At 69.8% G+C, this 2,270-nt stretch carries 2 protein-coding genes; both read left to right on the plus strand.

Annotated features, from left to right (window positions below; genetic code table 11):
* Window positions 1–5: 5 nt before the first annotated feature.
* Complete coding sequence (locus tag FZN60_RS28445) at window positions 6–1,064, plus strand: sugar phosphate isomerase/epimerase family protein (protein WP_158877770.1); 1,059 nt, start codon at window positions 6–8, stop codon at window positions 1,062–1,064.
* A 23-nt stretch (window positions 1,065–1,087) separates the two neighbouring features.
* A complete protein-coding gene (locus tag FZN60_RS28450; protein WP_158877768.1) occupies window positions 1,088–2,269 on the plus strand; it encodes a Gfo/Idh/MocA family protein in 1,182 nt (393 codons plus the stop codon).
* The last annotated feature ends 1 nt before the right edge of the window (window position 2,270 follow it).

A 2,270-nucleotide genomic window follows, 5' to 3' on the forward strand; every position in this document is an offset into this window, starting at 1 on the left:
CCGGCATGAAGACGATCAAGGGACCTGGGATTTTTCTGGCGCAGTTTGCGGGGGATGAGGCGCCGTTCAACTCGTTCGAGGCGATCTGCGCCTGGGCGGCTTCGCTCGGCTATCGCGGCGTGCAGATCCCGACCTGGGACGCGCGCCTCTTCGACCTCAAGCAGGCCTCCGAGTCGAAGGGGTACTGCGACGAGATCGCCGGCATCGCCGCCTCGCACGGCCTCGCCGTCACCGAATTGTCCACCCACCTCCAGGGCCAGCTCGTCGCCGTCCACCCCGCCTACGACACCGCCTTCGACGGCTTCGCCGCGCCTGAGGTGCGCGGCAACCCGAAAGCCCGCACCGACTGGGCCGTCGACCAGGTCCGCCGGGCGCTGACCGCCTCGCGCCATCTCGGCCTCAAGGCCCACGCCACCTTCTCCGGCGCCCTCGCCTGGCCCTACGTCTACCCCTGGCCCCAGCGCCCCGCCGGCCTCGTGGAAGCCGCCTTCGACGAGCTCGCCCGCCGCTGGCGCCCCATCCTCGACCATGCCGAAGAGATGGGCGTCGACGTGGCCTACGAGATCCATCCGGGCGAGGACCTCCACGACGGCGACTCCTACGAGATGTTCCTCGAGCGCGTCGGCAACCATTCGCGCGCCAACCTCCTCTACGATCCCTCCCACTTCGTCCTGCAGCAGCTCGACTACCTCGCCTATATCGACATCTACCACGAGCGCATCCGCGCCTTTCACGCCAAGGACGCCGAGTTCAACCCGACCGGGCGCCAGGGCGTCTACGGCGGCTTCCAGCCCTGGGTTCGCCGAGCCGGGCGCTTCCGCTCGCTCGGCGACGGGCAGGTCGACTTCGGCGGCGTGTTCTCCAAGCTCACCCAGCACGGCTTCGACGGCTGGGCGGTTCTGGAATGGGAATGCGCCCTCAAGCACCCCGAGGACGGCGCGCGCGAGGGCGCCCCCTTCATCGAGGCCCACATCATCCGCGTCACCGAGCGCGCCTTCGACGACTTCGCCGGGGCCGGCACCGACGAGGCCGCCAACCGCCGCATGCTCGGCCTCGAGCGCTGAACGAAACCGGGAGACCCTTGATCATGGCCATCGAAGCCGGACGCAGCCCGACAAGCAGCAGGCAGGAGCGCATCCGCCTCGGCATGGTGGGCGGGGGACAGGGCGCCTTTATCGGCGCCGTCCACCGCATCGCCGCGCGCCTCGACGACCGCTACACCCTCGTTGCCGGCGCCCTGTCCTCCGACCCTGAGCGCGCGCGACGCTCGGCCGAGGCGCTCGGGCTCGACCCGGAGCGCGCCTACGCCTCCTTTGCCGAGATGGCAAAGGCCGAGGCCGCCCGGCCCGACGGCATCGAGGCGGTGTCGATCGTCACGCCCAACCACATGCACGCGCCGGCCGCCAAAGCCTTTCTCGAGGCCGGCATCCACGTCATCTGCGACAAGCCGCTCGCCGTCTCGGTGGCGGAAGCGCAGGCGCTGATCGCGCTGCAGAGGCAAACGGGGCGCATCGTCGCCCTCACCCACAACTACACCGGCTATCCCATGGTGCGCGAGGCGAGAGCCCGGGTTCAGGCCGGCGAGCTCGGCACGATCCGGCTCGTCCAGATGGAGTACGCGCAGGACTGGCTGACCGAGCGGGCGGAACTGTCCGGCTCCAAGCAGGCGGAATGGCGCACCGACCCGAAGCGCTCCGGGGGCGGCGGGTGCATCGGCGACATCGGCACGCACGCCTTCAACCTCGGCGCCTTCGTCTCGGGGCTGGAGCCGGAATCGCTGCTGGCCGAGCTGACCACCTTCGTGGAGGGGCGCGCGCTCGACGACGACGTGCGGGTTCTGCTTCGCTATCGCGGCGGGGCCAAGGGGCTTTTGTGGGCGAGCCAGGTGGCGGTGGGCAACGAGAACGCGGTGTCGCTGAAGGTCTACGGCACCAGGGGCGGACTGGAATGGCGCCAGGAGGAGCCGAACCAGCTGTGGGTGACGCCGTTCGGCAGTCCGAAGCAGCTCGTCACCCGCAACGGGGCGGGCGCGGGCGAGGCGAGCCGGCGCGTGTCGCGCATTCCGCCCGGGCATCCGGAGGGCTACCTGGAGGGCTTTGCCAACATCTATTCGGAGGTCGCCGAGGTGATCCTGGCCGCGCGCGAGAACCGCGCGCCCGACCCGGCCGTGACCTTCCCGACGCTCGCCGACGGCCTTAACGGCATGCGCTTCATCGAAACCGCCATCCGATCCTCAAACAACGCAAATACCTGGACACAGTTCGAATAGC

This window comes from Antarcticirhabdus aurantiaca (assembly GCF_009765365.1).
Taxonomy (GTDB): Bacteria; Pseudomonadota; Alphaproteobacteria; order Rhizobiales; family Rhizobiaceae; genus Antarcticirhabdus; species Antarcticirhabdus aurantiaca.